Source organism: Burkholderia multivorans ATCC BAA-247, from assembly GCF_000959525.1.
Taxonomy (GTDB): Bacteria; Pseudomonadota; Gammaproteobacteria; order Burkholderiales; family Burkholderiaceae; genus Burkholderia; species Burkholderia multivorans.
Genome location: NZ_CP009831.1, coordinates 504,699 through 519,059 on the forward strand (window position 1 = coordinate 504,699; position 14,361 = coordinate 519,059).

The following is a 14,361-nucleotide window of genomic DNA, read 5'->3' on the forward strand; positions in this document are numbered from 1 at the left end:
GACGCGCACCTCGTGCGCTCAGCGCATGTACAGGCCGCCGTTGATGTCCCAGCACGCGCCGTTCGCGAAATATGCGTCGCCCGACGCGAGCAGCACGGCCGCGTCGGCGACGAAGCCGGCCGAGCCAAGCCGGCCGCCCGGCAAGCCCGCGAGCACCTGACGCAGTTTTTCGGGCGCGACGCTTTCATGGACGATCGGCAGGTCGAGCGGGCCGGGCGAGATCGCATTCACGGTCACGCCGTGCGCGCCGAGGTCGCGCGCGAACACCTTGGTCAGCGTCAGCGTGCCGCCTTTCGCGGCCGCGTAGTGCGCGCCCGTCGCGGAGCCGCCGTTCTGGCCGGCGAGCGACGCGATGTTGACGATGCGGCCGGCACCGCGCGTCGCGAAATACTGACCGAATACCTGACACCCGAACAGCACGCTGCGCAGGTTCACGTCGATCACCTGATCGAACTGTTCGGCGGTGATCTCCATCGCGGGCACGACCTTCGATGCGCCCGCATTGTTGACGAGCACGTCGACCGCGCCCCAGCGCGCGACGAGCGCATCGCGCGCCGCTTCGAAGTCGCGTTTCGACGTGACGTCGAGCGGTATCGCGATCGCGCGCGTGCCTTCCGGATCGAGGTCGCGTGCGTGTGCGCGGATCGCGTCGGCCGCGATGTCGGCCAGCGCGACGCGATAGCCGGCCGCATGAAAGCGTTCGGCAATGACGGCGCCAAGCCCGCGGGCGGCGCCGGTGACGAGTACGACTCGGTCTGACATGGTGCGTGATTCCGTGGTTCGCATGCGCGTGCGCGCACGCATCGTGGTTCAGGCGGCGAGCGCCGCGGCGACATGCGCGGCGAGCGCGCACACCTGTTCGTCCGCGCCCTTGCGTCCGACGATCTGCAAGCCGGCCTTGAGCGGCGAGCCGTCGAGCGGCAGCGGCACGCTGAGCGCCGGATGGCCGCTCAGGTTGAACGGCCGGATCAGCGACGACATCGCGATCACCGACACGCCGTTGCGCGCCTCATCGAGCGTGATCGGCAGCGCGGGCAGCGTCGGCAGCACGAGTGCGTCGGCGTGTTCGAGCGCCGCGTCGATCTGCGCGGTGAAACGCACGCGCACGGCCTCGGCCGCGTCGAGCGCGGCGGCGGTCGTGGTCGCCGCCGCGCGCAGCCGCGCATCGAGATCCGCGCCGAGCCGGCCGGTCGCGACCAGATGGCCGAACGCGCGTGACGTTTCGGCGTTGATGACGACGAGCCCCGCGTCGAATGCCGCGCGCAGATCGTCGAGCACGAGCGTGTGCGTGCGCAGGCCGGCCGCATCGAGCGCCGTACGCAACGCGCGGGCGATGGCCGGCTCCGCGTCGACGACGACCTGCGCGACCGTGCATCCGGCGGCCGACGCCGCCGCGCGCACGCGGTCGAAGCCCGGCGCGATCGCGGCCATCGTGGCGCTCAGCGTATCCATGTCGCGCGCGAACGGCCCGACGCAGTCGAGCGTCGTCTCGGCAGGCGCGACGCCGCGCCGCGACACGCGGCCGAACGTCGGTTTCAGCCCGAACACGCCGCAACATGCGGCCGGCCCGCGAATCGAGCCGCCGGTGTCGGTGCCGAGCGCCGCATCGACGGCGCCGAGCCCGACAAGCGACGCGGAGCCGCTCGACGAACCGCCGGGAATGCGCGACGCATCCTGCGGATTGAGCGGCGTGCCGGTGTAGTCGTTGATGCCCGTCATGCCGAACGCGAGCTCGTGCATGTTGGCCTTGCCGGCGATCTGCCAGCCGGCGTCGAGCAGCAGACGCACGACGTCGGCGTGCTGCGTGGCGGGCGGTGCGTCGGCGAGCGCGCGGCTCGCCGCGCGGGTCGGATAGCCCGCGATGTCGATCGTGTCCTTGATGGCGATCGTCGGCCCCGGGCCGCCGAGCGTGAAGGTGTCGATGAAGCCTGTCATATGCGATGTCGCGCGAGCGCGGTGGAGAAGTTCAGGGCCGTTGCGCGGCAGCGAGCGGCCACGGGCCGTCGAGCACGCGCTCGGTGCGGAAATGCCGGATCAGCCATACGCGGCCGTTCTGCGCCGGCGCGAAATCGACGGTCAGCCGCGCGCCGATCAGCTCCGCGGCGCCGTCTGCGTAGCGCGACGCCTGCAGCATGATCCAGCGGCCGCGCGCAGCGGTGCTGTCAACCGCGACGTCGATCGTCTCCGAGGTCAGAAAGTGCAGGTTCGCGCCGAAGTGAGGATCGGGCGGCAGATAGCGGCGCAGCATCGCCACGATCTCGGCCGGCCCTTCCAGGCGGCCGAACTTCTGCGCGTACTGCGGGCCGATGCCTTCCCATACGGCGTCCGGCGTAAACAGCGCGTCGAGCGCCGGACCGTCGCCGGCCGCTTCCGGTACGTCGCACAGTGCCATGTAGCGCGCGATTGTCGCGCGCACCGCGCGCTCTGCTTCGAGCGCGGCCACGCGGCGCGCGAGCGCGTCGAGCGTATGTGCCGCAGCGCGTTCGATCGTTTCGCTCATCGTCGCGCTCCTGACGATGCCGGCCGTGCGGCAGGCGGCACGGTCAGCGCGCGACCGACGCGCGCCTCGATCTTCCCGTAGCGCCACAGGTTGTATTCGCCGACGGGCGTCGTCCGATACAGGTTGCAGACGGCGACCGCCGTATCGAAATCGGCGACGTCGGCCATGATGTAGAACGTCCACGGCGCACCGTCCGCGTGGCCGACGACGAGCCGGTCGTCATCCATGACGCCGAGCACGCGCACGCCGGGCATCGCTTCGACGGCCGCGAGCATCGCGCCGTAGGCCTGCCACACTTCGCCGATTTGTTCGCGCGGCAGGTCGAAGAAGTTTTGCGATACGCCGCAGCAGAACAGCACGCGCAGCGGCAGCGGATTCGAATCGGACATGTGAGGGTCTCCAGAAGAGTCGGTCGGGCGCCGCGACGCGGCGCGCTTTACAGATAGCCGGGAAACGGTGCGACGCCGGTGAACACGGCGCCCGCGCCGTCGAAGTTGCCTTCGGCGAGAAACGCGTGCTGCGTGACGACCATCGCATCGCGCAGCAGCCGCTGCAGCGGATGCGTGCGGTAGATCGCCGGCGTGCCGCCGAGCCGGTACGCACGTTCGACGACGCTCGCGCCTTCGCGTGAGATATGCGTGGCCGCGAGGCGCAGCAGGCTGACCTGATCGGGCGTTACCGCGTTGCCGGCGAGAATCGACTGCCATACCGTATCGGTCGCGTCGTAGAAGAACGCACGCGCCGAACGCAGCTGCGCCTCGGCTTTCGCGAGCTCGATGCGGAAGTACGCGCGGTCGGCAAGGCGCGGCGCGCCCGTCGTCGTTTGCCGGCCGCCCGACATGCGGTTCACGACGTCGAGCGCCGCGCGCGCGAGGCCGAGGTTCACGACGGCCAGCACCTGCGCCGCATAGGCGATCGTCGGATACCGGTAGAGCGGCTCGTCGACGGTCGGCTCGCCGCCGCGCACGAACGTCCACGCTTCGGCGACGAAGCGGTCGTTCACGCGCAAATCGTGGCTGCCGGTGCCCTGCATGCCGACCACGTTCCAGTTCTCGACGATCTCGACGTCGGCCGCGCGAAACACGGCCGTGCGCGGCTTGTTCGGCGCAGCGTCCTGTGCGCCGGGCACCGCGATGCCGACGCCGAGCCAGTCGGCGCCCTTGCAGCCGCTCGCGAATTTCCACGTGCCGTTGACGCGCCAGCCGCCCGTTGCGGGCTGTGCGGGCTGCACCGGAAACAGGCCGCCGGCGAACACCTGATCGGGGCCGCTCGCGTACAGCTCGGCCTGCGTGTCGAGCGGCAAGGCGGCGAGGTAGACGTTCGCGGAACCGAAGCTCGCGACCCACGCGGCCGAGCCGTCGGCCGTCGCGATCCGCTCGATCGTCTCGAGGAAGGCGCCGGGTGCGAGCGCATCGCCGCCGAAGCGGCGCGGCGTGCCCGCGCGATAGATGCCGGCCTGCTTGAACAGCGCGATCACGTCGCGCGGCACGTGCGACAACCGGTCGAATTCGTCGCGTCGCGCGGCGACGGTTTCGATCACGGCGTCGAGTGCCGAGAGCCGCGCGTCCGGCACGCAGGCGGGCGGCGCCGGGCGAGGGGCGGTGTCGATGGCAGCGGCGGCGTGTTGCATGATCGTCTCCTGGGCGGATAGCGGTTCGAAAAGGGCAGGCCTCAGTCTAGGAATGCCGAAAACACGCAGCAATTGGTGCGCTAGGCCGCGCGACTGGTGACGCTCCGTGCCGTCCTAAAGAAATCTTCAGATGCGATCGATGCGGGCCGGTGCTATGTTGAGCGTCCGCCCGTGCGATGCCGCGCGGCTCGTTCCGGACCCGACCATGCGCTTTCCCGACGAAGACGATTTCCACCGGCTGCTCGACGCGCTGACGACCTGCGTGCTGCTGCACGACGCACAGACGAAGGCGATCGTCTGGGCCAACCGTGCGGCCTGCATCGCGCTCGGCTTTTCCGTCGAGGAGCTGCTGCCGCTGAAGGCGCCGGACATGACGCGGCCGGAGCCGAAATACCGTCGCGAGATCGGCGTGGGCGCGATGGACCGCGCGATCGTCGAAGGCCCGCAGGTGTACGAGTGGTGCTACCGGTCGCGTACGGGCGTCGACATGCTGTCCGAGGCGATCGCGACCTACGTGCCGCTGCGCGGGCGCGACGTCGTGATGGTGCAGTTTCGCGACATCAGCGCCGAAGAGGCGATCCGTCAGCAACTGCGCCGCTACGAGGCGCGGCTGCGCGAGTTCATGCAGGACCTCGACGAAGGGATCGCGGTCGTGACGCCGCATGGCGGCGTGCAGTTCATCAGCGAGTCGGGGCGCCGCGTGCTCGGCCTCGCGGCCGACGAGGGGGTCGGCGACGTGCTCGACTACTGCAGCGCGGACGATCGCGCGCGGCTCGTCGCGCAGTTGCGCGATGCGCCGTCGACGTGTCCGTCGGAACCGCAACGCTACCGGTTCGTGCGGCGCGACGGCTCGACCTGCTGCCTGCGCGTCGCGTGCCGGCAGGTCGAGATCGAAGACGATCTCGACGGGCTGCTCGTGCATTTTCGCGACGTGAGCGACGAAGTCGCGATCGAGGAGGCGCGGCGTGCGGAAGCGCGGATGCTCGAGTACGCGGGCCGCTACAACGCGATGGGCGAGATGGCGACCGTGATCGCGCACGAGCTGAGCCAGCCGCTCGCGGCCGTGCGCAACTTCATCGAGGGTGCGGTGCAGCGGCTCGGCGCGCGCGGCAACGTCGACGACGCGATCTGGGGGCTGCGCAGCGCCGACCGGCAGGCCGAGCATGCGGCGCTGATCATCAAGAGCGTGCGCGAATTCATCGTGAAGCGCGAACCGGTCGTCATGCTTGCCGATCTGCGCGACATCCTCGCCGACGTCGCCTACTTCATCGAGCTGCGCGCGCGCGAAGCGGGCGTGACGGTGTCGATCGTGCAGGCGGACGTGCCGCTGCCGGTCCGCTGCGAACGCGTGCTGATCGGACAGGTGATCCTGAATCTCGCATTCAACGCGATCGAGGCCTTCGCCGGCTGCGAGCGCGCGACACCCATGCTGACGCTCGGCACCGCGCAGGTCGGCGCGCTCGCGGAGCTGCGCGCGATCGATAACGGGCCCGGTGTGGCCGACGATGCTCACGATCGGCTGTTCGACGGTTTTTCGTCGTCGAAGGCCGGCGGCAACGGCATCGGACTGTCGCTGTGCAAGAGCATCGTGACGCGTCACGGTGGCCGCATCGCCGCGCGTCGCGCCGAGGGAGGCGGCCTCGACTGCCGCGTGACGCTGCCGCTCGCCGACGCGCGCGCGTAGCGCAGGGCGCGTGTTGCAGGCGGCCGGCGGCATGCGTGGCACGATCAGCGCCCCAACGCGCGTGCGGTCTGGCCGCCGATCCCGAAGTCGGTGTTCGGGATGTCCTTGATGATCACGCGCGTCGCCTGCAGCGGTGCGTCGAGCACGTTTGCGCCGGCATCGGACAGCGCCGCGATCAGCGCGCGCTTTTGCGTGTCGGTGCGGCCGGCGATCAGGATCGCGACGATCACCGGTAGCGCGGGCGGCGCGCCGTCGGCCGCGCTGCGGCCGCCGAGGCCGATGTGCGTCGCGGGCAGTTCGGTCAGCAGCACGCGTACCGATTCGGCCGGTGCGCCGATCGCGTCGACAGTCGCGTGCGTGAGGCGCGCAATCAGTTCGGCCTTGCGTGCATCGTCGTGGCCGGCCGGCAGAAAGACTTCGAGTGTGGGCATGGTGGTTCGCGGAATCGAGGCGGGTAATTGAGGCGTGTAAGCGGATGCGCGCATTCGCGCACGGCCGGTGCACGGCGCGACTGCAGCCGCGCACCGGCATCCGCGTTACAGCAGGAAGCCGATCGCGCTCAGCGCTTCCGTCGAATCGATCAGCCGCACGACCTTTTCGGCGATCCGCAATTCGCCTTCCGCATCGACGTGCAGGCGGTGCGTGACGTCGGCCGCGAACAACGTCGTCGTGCCGCGCTTGTACGCGACGACGACCTGCGCGGACTTCAGCTCGACGGTATCGGCGCTGCTGCTTTCGAGCGTGAAGCGCGACACGGTGCGCACGGTGCGCGCCGCATCGGACGCGGACGCCGAGTAGCCCGACAGCATGCGCTGCACGCGCTTCTCGCGCATGTCGCGATCGTCGAACACGTAGTTCAGCGTCGCGGCGAAGTCGGTCGTCTGCGGATCGATCGGCACCACGTAGTGGCCGGCCGGATCCCACAGGTCGAGCCATGCGCGATAGTCGCGGCGGTCGAGCATCTCCGCTTCGCGCCATACGAACTCGACCGCGCGCGCGAAGGTCTGCTGCGAAAAAAGTGCGTTGCGGTCGTCCATCATGCTTGCTCCATCATCGTGCGCCATTGCCGATACGCTTCGCGCATGCCCGTTTCGTCGGTCGCGTGCGCGGTCTTTTCCCCGTTTGCGGCGGTGGTCTCGCGGTTCAGCCCGCGGTTCACGAGGATCGGCACGTCGGGGCCCGCGTACGCGCCGCGCTGCACGCGCTCCCACGCTTCCGCGTCGTCCGGGCTGCCGAAGCCGAACGGACCCTGAAAGTGCTCGTGGATCCGCAGCCGCTCGCGGTTCGCTTCTTCGGGGCCGCCGTCCATCGCGAGCGCGACGTGACGGATCTCGGTTTCGGTCGCAGAGATCGGCCGCAGCACGCGGAAGAACGCCATCGACAGCGCGAGATTCGGAAACAGATTCAGGTTGAAGCCGACGCCCATCAGCGAACGTACGATGCGCCGCACTTCGTCCGGCGTGTGCCGCTCGGCGAGCTTCGCGGCGAGCGGCGCAAAGCGCTCGGGCAACGGTGCGCCGTCGTCGTCGTCGAGATCGACGAGCTCCGGCATCAGTACCGCGAGGCTGTGGCCGTTGCCGAGCGAACGGCAGAACGCGGCGTCGCTCGTCATGAAGCTCGTGATCGTGGCGGCCGTCTCGTCGTCGATCGACTTCATCCACGACTTGTGCACGACCGGGAAGTGATAGAGATCGGTCGTGTTCTCGAGCTGGATCTTCCAGTTGCCCTTGAAGCGGAACTTGTGTTCGCCGTTGGCCTTGATCGGATAGCCGGCGCCCTGCTTCATGAACAGGTCGATCCACGGCTTTGCGCCGCCGAGAAAGTCCTCGAGCGGCTCGATCCCGTCGTTGAAGCTCGCGAAGATCAGCCCCTGATACACGCCGACGCGCAGCTTCACGAGCGGCAGATCGCCCTTGTCGCACACGCCTTCGTAGCCGTCGCCGTACGGCAGCGCGCGCAGCGTGCCGTCGAGTGCGTACGACCAGCTGTGATACGGGCACGTGAAGCCTTTCGCGTTGCCCTTGTGCGCTTCGCAGACGGTCGCGCCGCGATGGCGGCAGCGGTTCTGCAGCACGTTCACTTCGCCGGTCTTGTCACGCACGACGATTACCGGCTGGCGGCCGATCGTCGTCGTGATGAAGTCGCCGGGGCGCGGCAATTCGCTATCGTGCGCGACCCAGATCCAGGTGCGGTAGAAGATGCGGTCGAGCTCGGCTTCGAACAGTGCCGGGTCGTGATAGAGCGCGGGTGCGATGCGGTCGGGTTGCGCGAGACCATGCAGCGCACGCGTGTCGATCGTCTGATACGGAATGTCGTTCATCGTCGTCGTGGGGAAAGAGTGCGAGGGACCGAGACGTCGGCATACGTGCCTCGGGCGGATCACGAAGCCAGTTTCGTCGCCGCCTGCGCATCGGTCAAATCGATCTAAAAACGGCAGTCGGATAAATCCCGTGGATAACGCGATGGCGGCGTTCGCCGCGCGGCGACCATGCACGCGATTCATGACGGGCATTTTTGGCGGTAATTTGACCGCGATCGGGGGCCGCTCTTATCGTGGGTCGCACGCAGCATCGATTCGATCGCATGGCTGCCGCCGACTGCCGGTTCAGCAGGATCCCTGACATTCTTTTCGGAAACCTCCGATGAACTCATCCGCACCCACCTCGACGGTCACGCTATCCGTCTCCCGCCAAGCCGGTTCGGTTCGCCGTGCGGTCACGACCGCGGTGGTCGGACAAGCGCTCGAATGGTATGACTTCTTTCTGTACGGCACGGCCGCCGCATTGCTGTTCGGCAAGCTGTTCTTTCCGGTCGGCACCGATCCGCTGACCGGCACGATCGCCGCGTTCGGCGGCTTCACGGTCGGCTTCGTCGCGCGACCGATCGGCGGCCTGCTGTGCGGCCACATCGGCGACCGGTACGGCCGCAAGACCGTGATGATGCTGACGATGGGCGTCGCGACTGCCGGGATGGGGTTATTGCCGACCTATCGCGAGATCGGGATCGCCGCGCCGATCGCGCTCGTGCTGCTGCGCGTGCTGCAGGGGCTCGCCGCGGGCGGCGAATGGAGCGGCAGCATCCTGTTGATCCACGAGAACGCGCCCGCCGAGCGGCGCGGTGCGCTCGCCGCGTGGAGCCCGTGCGGCGCCGCGTTCGGCTTCGTGTTGTCGACCGCCGCGTTTCTGCTCGTGCAGCGCTTGCCCGTTGCCGACATCGAAAGCTGGGGCTGGCGCATCCCGTTTCTCGCGAGCATCGTGCTGGTCGGCTTCGGCCTGTGGATGCGCCGCTCGGTCGGCGAAAGTGCGGCGTTCGAGCACGTGCGTTCCGAGCAGCACGCGAGCGCGGCACCGCTCGTCGACGTGCTGCGCGAGTGCCCGCGCGCGGTCGCGACCGTGTTCGGCTTGCGCTTCGGCGAAGGCGCGGTGTCGTACCTGCTCTTCTCGTTTTCGCTCGCCTACGGCAAGTTCATCGGTCTCGACGCGTCGTGGCTGCTGAGCGGGCTCGTGATCTCGATGCTGCTGATGATTCCGGTGACGCTCGCGGCCGGGCGGCTCACCGACCGGATCGGCCGCAAGCCGGTGTACCTGTTCGGCGCAATCGCCGTCGTGCTGATCGCTTACCCGTATTTCGTGCTGCTGCAGTCGGGCCGGTTCGAGTATGTGCTCGCCGCGCTGATCCTCGCGAACAGCGTCGCGATCGGGATTCTCGAAGGCGCGCAGCCCGCGTTCATCAGCGAGCTGCTGCCGGTGCGGCTGCGGTTCTCGGGGCTCGGCATCGGACGCGAGATCGCGTCGGTGCTCGGCGGCGGCCTGTCGCCGATGATCGCGACCGCACTGCTTGCGCACTACCGCAGCGCGGCGCCGATCGTCATCTATCTGATCGTGCTCGGCGCGATCACCATCGTCGCGACCTGTATCGCGCCGGAAACCTATCCGAAGGCGGCGCGCGACGCGCACCGCGTGCGCTGAACGCCGCTTGCCTCTTCGCTTTCCCTTCGTCAATTCAGGATCAGGACATCGCCATGCAAACTTCAACCGTCGTTCGCCCATTCGAGCAGGCCGCGCCTTCCGGGCTGGCGCCGCAAACCGACGACACGTCGCCGCTGCCGCTCGATGCGGTGATTGCCGAAGTCGAGCGGCGGCGCGACGAGTTCGACCGGCTGTCGCATGTGCCGCGCGACGTGATCGCGCTGATGAAGCGCGCGGGCATCTTCCGCGCCGGCACGCCGAAGCAGTTCGGCGGCGATGCGCTGCCCCCGCATGAGTTCGTCGCGATGCTCGAGCGGATCGCCGTCGCGGACGGCTCGGCCGCGTGGGTCGCCGCGTTCGGCTCCGCGAACACGTATCTCGCGGCGCTGCCGCTCGACACGCAGCGTACGATCTATGCGAGCGGGCCGGACCAGGTGTTCGCGGGCGGCCTCTATCCGCTGCAGCCCGCGCAACGCGTGCCGGGCGGCTATCGTGTGTCGGGGCGCTGGCGTTTCGCGAGCGGCTGCAAAGGGGCCGACTGGATCGGCGTCGGCATCGGCGGTGCCGCGGGCGAAGGCGGAGGCGCGCCGGGCAAGCCGTTCACCGCGGTGTTTCCGGCCGCCGAAGTCGAGATCGTCGAGAACTGGCGCGTGGTCGGCATGCAGGGCACCGGCAGCCACGACCTCGCGCTCGACGACACGTTCGTCGCCGATGCATGGACCTTCGTGCGCGGCGGCGAGCCGACCGTCGACGAACCGTTGTACCGCTATCCGGCCGTCGCGTATCAGGCGCAGGTTCATGCGGCCGTCAACGTCGGCCTCGCGCGCGCGGCGCTCGATCTGCTGACCGCGATGTCCGGCGCGACGAAGACCACGACGGGCGCGCCGCGCCTCGGCGACCGGCCGTACTACCGCGCAGGCCTCGCGAAGGCCGAGGCCGACTGGCGCAGTGCGCGCGCCTTTTTCTACGAGACTGCGGAACAGGTGTGGGCGTCGCTCGTCGCGGGTCGGCCCGTTTCGCCGTCGCAGGCGAATCTGCTGCGCCTGAGCGCGACGCATGCGGCACAGGTCTGCGCGAAGGTCGTGATGCAGGCCTATCAGCTCGCGGGAACGGCGGCGATCTACCGCGAAAACCGCCTGCAGCAGCTGGTGCGCGATTCGATCGTCGTCACGCAGCACGCGTTTCTCGGCGAAGCGACCTACGACGGCTCGGGCGCGCTGTTCGCCGGCGTCGATCCCGTCACGCCGTATCCGTGAACGCCACCGCTATGCGTTTTGACGAACAGGAGCCATCCATGAATCATTCGACTCCCCTCGACGACGTCCGGCGAAACTTTCGCGAGGCGATGTCGCGCCTGCCGGCCGGCGTGAACGTCATCACGACCGACGGCGCGCGCGGCCGCTGGGGCATCACCGCGAGCGCGGTCTGCTCGGTGACCGATGCGCCGCCGACGATGCTCGTCTGCATCAACCGCGGCAGCCGCGCGCACGACATCATGCGCGGCAACGGGCGCGTCGCGATCAATCTGCTGCCGTCCGGGTGCGAGTCGATCGCGCAGGCGTTTGCCGGCATGACGCAAACGCCCGGCGACGCGCGCTTCGACGATACGCGCTGGGTCGACGGCGCGACCGGCGTGCCCGTGCTCGCCGACGCGAACGTCAGCCTGGAAGGGCACATCATCGACAGCAAGGCGGTCGGCTCGCATTCGGTGATGTTCGTCGAGATCGACCATATCGCGCTGCGCTCGCCCGGCGACGGACTGATCTATTTCGGCCGCGCGTTTCATCGGCTCGCGCATCCGCTTGCCGTGCACGCGGGGTGACGCATGGAGGTGTGCCTGTTCCTGATTGCCGAGCACGGCGACGACGACGCGCACGCGGCGTCGCCCGACGTCGCGCCGGCACCGGACGCGTTGCGCGGCATGCGCGGGCTCGCGCGATGGATCGTGCACCGGCCGGTCGCATTCGCGGCCGATCGCGCCGATCCGGTGCCGCGTCCGCGTTCGCCCGCATGCGTGCTGCAATGCTATTTCGACGATCTCGACGCACTCGAAGCGATGCTCGCGCCGGCCGGCGCGGCGCGCGCGTTCGTCGAACGCTGCGCCGCCGCCGGGCTGCGCGTCGCGCAGCAGGCGATGGCGGTGCGCCGCGTGCCGCTGGCCGGCACAGGCGCGGGCGCGCAATGCTGCACGTACCTCGTCAGCTACGAGGGCGAGGCCGCGGACGCCAACGCGTGGCTGTCGCACTATCTCGACCATCATCCGCCGCTGATGGCGCAACTGCCCGGCATTCGCGAGATCGAGATCTATACGCGCATCGACTATCGAAGCGCGCTGCCGGTCCCGCGCGCGCGGGCCATGCAGCGCAACAAGGTCGTGTTCGACGATGCAGGCGCGCTGGCCGACGCGCTCGCATCGCCAGTGCGCATGCTGATGCGCCGCGACTTCGAGGCCTTGCCGCCGTTTACCGGTGCGACGCCGCACTTCCCGATGGCGAGCCGCGTTTGTGAGATAACATGCGCCGAATAGCCCGCGCGCTGCGCGGCGCCGGCCGTCCGCGGTGACCTGCACGCGACACGGCGCCCGGCGCGCGGCGTCGCGCATCCTACCGGCGGTTCACGAGCGCCATGAACAAGTCCCATCCGGTCGTCACCGATCTCAATCTGCTGCGCGTGTTCCTCGCGATCTCGGAACTGCGCAGCCTGACCGCGGCCGGCGAACGGCTCGGGCTGACGCAGCCGGCCGTCAGTCACGCGCTGCGGCGGCTGCGCAATCTGTTCGACGATCCGCTGTTCGTGCGTACGCCGGCCGGCATGGCGCCGACCGATGCCGCGCGCCAGTTGCACGGGCCGCTGACGCGCGCGTTCGACATCATCGACCTCGCCGTGCAGCAGGTCGCGCATTTCGATCCGGCCACCGCGAGCCGCGTGTTCCGCATTTCGATGTCGGACATGTCGGAGTTCTACTTCCTGCCGCCGCTGCTCGCGAGGCTCGCGGAAGTCGCACCGGGCGTGCGCGTCGAGATCGCGAGCGCCGCTGTGGAAGCGGTCGGTGCCGCGATGCGCAGCGGCGAGATCGATCTCGCGCTCGGCTATGTGCCGGATCCGGGCCCAGGATGCGTGAGCGAGCCGCTCTTTACGGACGAGCACGTGTGCATGGTGCGTGCCGGGCATCCGCTGCGCAAGCGCACGCCGACGCAGGCCGACCTGGCCGCGCTGCGCTATATCTATGCGAGCAGCGACGCGACCGGGCACCGGATGGTCGAAACCTGGCTCGACGAGCTGCAGGTCGAACGCACCATCGTGCTGCGCCTGCCGCATTTCATCGTCGCGCCGGAGATCGTCCAGCATACCGATCTCGCGATCATCTTTCCGCGCAGCGTCGCGGAGCGCTTCAACCGCGGCCGCGCATTCCGGATCCTGCCGTTGCCGTTCGTGCTGCCGCCGATCGAAATCGACCTGCATACGCACGCGCAGTTTTCGGCGGATCCCGGTATCGCGTGGCTACGCGCGCTGATCGTCGACATGTTCCGCCGCCCGGTCGCGTAACCGCGCGCCGTGCGCCGGCCGCGCAGCCGTCGGTCGTCGCATCCGCTTCACTGATTTAGAATGCGTTCACGCATCAATTTGACGAATAGCGGAGGCTGCATGACGTCGGTCGATCATCTCGATCTGAACCTGCTGCGGGTGTTCCAGGCGATCGTCGAGGAACGCAACCTGACGAAGGCCGGCGAGCGGCTTGCGCTGTCGCAGCCGGCCGTCAGCTATTCGCTCGGACGGCTACGCACGCTGTTCGACGATCCGCTGTTCGTGCGCACGCGCGCGGGCATGCAGCCGACACCCGTCGCACTCGAACTCGCGGGCATCGTCGGCAAGGCGCTCGACATGGTGCGCGTCGCGCTGCGCTATGCGGAGCGCTTCGATCCGGCGACGAGCACGCGCACGTTCCGGCTGTCGCTGTCGGATGCCGGCGAGATGGCGTATCTGCCCGCGATCTGCCGCGCACTGCGCGAGCGCGCGCCGCGCGTGACGCTCAGTGTGCAGCCGATGCCGGTCGAGGCGATCGAGGAAGCGCTGCGCGCGAGCCGGCTCGATTTCGCGATCGGCAATCTGCCGGAGCTGATGCCGCGCACGCGCCATCAGCTGCTGTTCGAGGAAACCTACGTCTGCATGACGGGCCGCCGGCGCGGATTGCCGAGCGGCGCAGCACTGACGCTCGAGCAGTTCGTGCGGGCCGCGCACGTCAACGTGAAGTCGGTCGAGCACAGCCATCACGCGCTCGACGACGCGCTGCGCGCGCAGAGCGTCGGCCGCAACGTCGCGCTCGAAGTGCCGCACTTCGTCGCACTGCCGGGCGTGCTGCAGGTAACGGACCTGTATGCCACGCTGCCGAAGCGGCTCGCGCAGATCCTGAACCGCGGCAACGCGTTCCGGCTTTACGCGCTGCCGGTGCCGCTGCCGCCCGCCCCGGTGACGATGCACTGGCATGAGCATTTCCACGAGGACGAAGGCATTACGTGGATGCGTGCACTGCTTGCGGAGATCGTCGAACGCTTCGACGGCGCGTGACGCGCTCGCGGCC

15 protein-coding genes are annotated in these 14,361 nt (G+C 69.0%); 7 read left to right on the forward strand and 8 right to left on the reverse strand.

The window, feature by feature from the left end:
• Nucleotides 1-18: 18 nt before the first annotated feature.
• The 5 genes from NP80_RS04525 to NP80_RS04545 are packed head-to-tail and all read right to left on the reverse strand — an operon-like array spanning nt 19 to nt 4,130.
• Nucleotides 19-762: an SDR family NAD(P)-dependent oxidoreductase gene (locus tag NP80_RS04525; protein ID WP_006410560.1), complete on the reverse strand. Its 744-nt coding sequence runs from the start codon at nt 760-762 to the stop codon at nt 19-21.
• A gap of 48 nt (nt 763-810) precedes the next feature.
• Nucleotides 811-1,935, reverse strand: a complete 1,125-nt coding sequence (locus tag NP80_RS04530) for an amidase (RefSeq protein WP_006410562.1) — start codon at nt 1,933-1,935, stop codon at nt 811-813.
• Between the two features lie 31 nt (nt 1,936-1,966).
• The gene (locus tag NP80_RS04535) at nt 1,967-2,500 is read right to left on the reverse strand and encodes a nuclear transport factor 2 family protein (RefSeq protein WP_006410571.1); all 534 of its coding nucleotides are present in this window, start codon (nt 2,498-2,500) and stop codon (nt 1,967-1,969) included.
• Nucleotides 2,497-2,889, reverse strand: a complete 393-nt coding sequence (locus NP80_RS04540) for a hypothetical protein (RefSeq protein ID WP_006404355.1) — start codon at nt 2,887-2,889, stop codon at nt 2,497-2,499. Before NP80_RS04540 ends, NP80_RS04535 begins: the two co-directional genes overlap by 4 nt.
• A 47-nt stretch (nt 2,890-2,936) precedes the next feature.
• Nucleotides 2,937-4,130 (reverse strand): acyl-CoA dehydrogenase family protein, encoded by a 1,194-nt coding sequence (locus NP80_RS04545; protein WP_006410572.1) that lies wholly within the window; start codon nt 4,128-4,130, stop codon nt 2,937-2,939.
• Between the two features lie 130 nt (nt 4,131-4,260).
• Here NP80_RS04545 and NP80_RS04550 point away from each other — a divergent pair, with 130 nt between their 5' ends.
• A complete protein-coding gene (locus NP80_RS04550) occupies nt 4,261-5,814 on the forward strand; it encodes a sensor histidine kinase (protein ID WP_080596227.1) in 1,554 nt (517 codons plus the stop codon).
• Between the two features lie 44 nt (nt 5,815-5,858).
• Here the strand turns inward: NP80_RS04550 and NP80_RS04555 are convergent, their stop codons facing one another.
• The 3 genes from NP80_RS04555 to NP80_RS04565 all read right to left on the reverse strand — a co-directional run bounded on the left by NP80_RS04555 (nt 5,859) and on the right by NP80_RS04565 (nt 8,134).
• Nucleotides 5,859-6,245, reverse strand: coding sequence for a tautomerase family protein (locus NP80_RS04555; RefSeq protein WP_006404352.1), 387 nt, complete (start codon nt 6,243-6,245; stop codon nt 5,859-5,861).
• A gap of 105 nt (nt 6,246-6,350) precedes the next feature.
• Nucleotides 6,351-6,854: an aromatic-ring-hydroxylating dioxygenase subunit beta gene (locus NP80_RS04560; RefSeq protein ID WP_006410559.1), complete on the reverse strand. Its 504-nt coding sequence runs from the start codon at nt 6,852-6,854 to the stop codon at nt 6,351-6,353.
• Nucleotides 6,851-8,134: an aromatic ring-hydroxylating oxygenase subunit alpha gene (locus tag NP80_RS04565; protein WP_006404350.1), complete on the reverse strand. Its 1,284-nt coding sequence runs from the start codon at nt 8,132-8,134 to the stop codon at nt 6,851-6,853. The genes NP80_RS04560 and NP80_RS04565 overlap by 4 nt, the downstream gene beginning before the upstream one ends.
• Before the next feature lie 322 nt (nt 8,135-8,456).
• On the opposite strand from NP80_RS04565, the gene NP80_RS04570 reads away from it, so the two are divergent.
• The 6 genes from NP80_RS04570 to NP80_RS04595 all read left to right on the forward strand — a co-directional run bounded on the left by NP80_RS04570 (nt 8,457) and on the right by NP80_RS04595 (nt 14,348).
• Nucleotides 8,457-9,782, forward strand: coding sequence for an MFS transporter (locus tag NP80_RS04570; RefSeq protein ID WP_006410568.1), 1,326 nt, complete (start codon nt 8,457-8,459; stop codon nt 9,780-9,782).
• 53 nt (nt 9,783-9,835) lie between these two features.
• On the forward strand, nt 9,836-11,038 hold the full coding sequence (locus NP80_RS04575; protein WP_080939074.1) for an acyl-CoA dehydrogenase family protein: 1,203 nt from the start codon (nt 9,836-9,838) through the stop codon (nt 11,036-11,038).
• A gap of 38 nt (nt 11,039-11,076) precedes the next feature.
• Complete coding sequence (locus NP80_RS04580) at nt 11,077-11,604, forward strand: flavin reductase (RefSeq protein ID WP_006409639.1); 528 nt, start codon at nt 11,077-11,079, stop codon at nt 11,602-11,604.
• 3 nt (nt 11,605-11,607) lie between these two features.
• On the forward strand, nt 11,608-12,309 hold the full coding sequence (locus NP80_RS04585; protein WP_006409640.1) for a hypothetical protein: 702 nt from the start codon (nt 11,608-11,610) through the stop codon (nt 12,307-12,309).
• Nucleotides 12,310-12,407: 98 nt separating this feature from the next.
• Nucleotides 12,408-13,328 (forward strand): LysR family transcriptional regulator, encoded by a 921-nt coding sequence (locus tag NP80_RS04590; protein ID WP_006409635.1) that lies wholly within the window; start codon nt 12,408-12,410, stop codon nt 13,326-13,328.
• A gap of 99 nt (nt 13,329-13,427) precedes the next feature.
• Complete coding sequence (locus NP80_RS04595; RefSeq protein WP_035946375.1) at nt 13,428-14,348, forward strand: LysR family transcriptional regulator; 921 nt, start codon at nt 13,428-13,430, stop codon at nt 14,346-14,348.
• Nucleotides 14,349-14,361: the final 13 nt, after the last annotated feature.

Excerpts from the sequence above, each read along its gene's own strand:
- NP80_RS04540 (WP_006404355.1), bottom strand. The coding sequence starts at position 2,889 with ATGTCCGATTCGAATCCGCTGCCGCTGCGCGTGCTGTTCTGCTGCGGC.
- NP80_RS04535 (WP_006410571.1), bottom strand. The coding sequence starts at position 2,500 with ATGAGCGAAACGATCGAACGCGCTGCGGCACATACGCTCGACGCGCTC.
- NP80_RS04580 (WP_006409639.1), top strand. The coding sequence starts at position 11,077 with ATGAATCATTCGACTCCCCTCGACGACGTCCGGCGAAACTTTCGCGAG.
- NP80_RS04530 (WP_006410562.1), bottom strand. The coding sequence starts at position 1,935 with ATGACAGGCTTCATCGACACCTTCACGCTCGGCGGCCCGGGGCCGACG.
- NP80_RS04550 (WP_080596227.1), top strand. The coding sequence starts at position 4,261 with ATGCGATCGATGCGGGCCGGTGCTATGTTGAGCGTCCGCCCGTGCGAT.
- NP80_RS04545 (WP_006410572.1), bottom strand. The coding sequence starts at position 4,130 with ATGCAACACGCCGCCGCTGCCATCGACACCGCCCCTCGCCCGGCGCCG.
- NP80_RS04575 (WP_080939074.1), top strand. The coding sequence starts at position 9,836 with ATGCAAACTTCAACCGTCGTTCGCCCATTCGAGCAGGCCGCGCCTTCC.
- NP80_RS04560 (WP_006410559.1), bottom strand. The coding sequence starts at position 6,854 with ATGATGGACGACCGCAACGCACTTTTTTCGCAGCAGACCTTCGCGCGC.
- NP80_RS04595 (WP_035946375.1), top strand. The coding sequence starts at position 13,428 with ATGACGTCGGTCGATCATCTCGATCTGAACCTGCTGCGGGTGTTCCAG.
- NP80_RS04585 (WP_006409640.1), top strand. The coding sequence starts at position 11,608 with ATGGAGGTGTGCCTGTTCCTGATTGCCGAGCACGGCGACGACGACGCG.
- NP80_RS04565 (WP_006404350.1), bottom strand. The coding sequence starts at position 8,134 with ATGAACGACATTCCGTATCAGACGATCGACACGCGTGCGCTGCATGGT.
- NP80_RS04590 (WP_006409635.1), top strand. The coding sequence starts at position 12,408 with ATGAACAAGTCCCATCCGGTCGTCACCGATCTCAATCTGCTGCGCGTG.
- NP80_RS04555 (WP_006404352.1), bottom strand. The coding sequence starts at position 6,245 with ATGCCCACACTCGAAGTCTTTCTGCCGGCCGGCCACGACGATGCACGC.
- NP80_RS04525 (WP_006410560.1), bottom strand. The coding sequence starts at position 762 with ATGTCAGACCGAGTCGTACTCGTCACCGGCGCCGCCCGCGGGCTTGGC.
- NP80_RS04570 (WP_006410568.1), top strand. The coding sequence starts at position 8,457 with ATGAACTCATCCGCACCCACCTCGACGGTCACGCTATCCGTCTCCCGC.